The organism is Bradyrhizobium sp. NAS96.2 (assembly GCF_001908235.1).
Classification (GTDB): Bacteria; Pseudomonadota; Alphaproteobacteria; order Rhizobiales; family Xanthobacteraceae; genus Bradyrhizobium.
On the sequence record NZ_LGHK01000410.1, the window covers coordinates 1 to 755 of the forward strand.

Genomic DNA, 755 nt, shown 5'->3' on the forward strand with positions numbered 1-755 from the left:
TACGGTCAACTAATTATAACGAAGCTTGCTCTACTTGCATGCATCCTGTTGGTGGCCAATCGGATTCGCACGCGCTTCCTACCCGTCATGGAAACCGTAGGAGCAAAAGCCGCGGCTTTTCTTGCAGGAGCTGGATGGGCAGCAACTGAATTCTTTTGCGGTGTTCTGATCGTCGGCTGCGCAGCCGCGCTCTCTTCAGTCATACCAGCACGACATGATCAGCCCATCTGGTGGCTGCCGTTTCGCTTTTCGATCGAAGCCACGTGGCCGGCGTGGCCGACGCCCGTTATCGCGGCGAGCGCCTTCTCACTAGCACTATTGTCACTCTTCTGGGGCCTGCTCGTTTGTTTGAGAGAGCCGCAAAAGGTAAAAGCAGTTGCAGCAGGCGCCGCCGCCGTTATTTCGGTCGCAGGCGGGCTGTGGCAGATATCCGTGCCAGCCTATCCCGATACTTACCGCCGCCCGTCGGTTGCCTATTCGACGATATCAATAGCCAATGGAAAGCGTCTATTTGCCCAGAATTGTGCGGCTTGCCACGGCAGCGGAGGGCTTGGCGATGGTCCGGCGGCATCGACCCTTTCCAAGCCGCCTGCGAATTTGAGCGAACCGCACACTGCGCTGCACACGGCCGGCGACATGTTTTGGTGGCTTAGCCATGGAATTCCAAAAAGCGGCATGCCCGGATTTGCTGATGTATTGGACGAACAGGCCCGCTGGGATGTGATCAACTTCCTGCGGACGTTTTCAGAGGGATT

General features: G+C 57.1%; 1 protein-coding gene. It reads left to right on the forward strand.

Annotated elements, in window-relative coordinates:
* Positions 1-755: c-type cytochrome (locus AC628_RS42360; protein ID WP_143202118.1), on the forward strand; the 755-nt coding region annotated here is incomplete at both ends.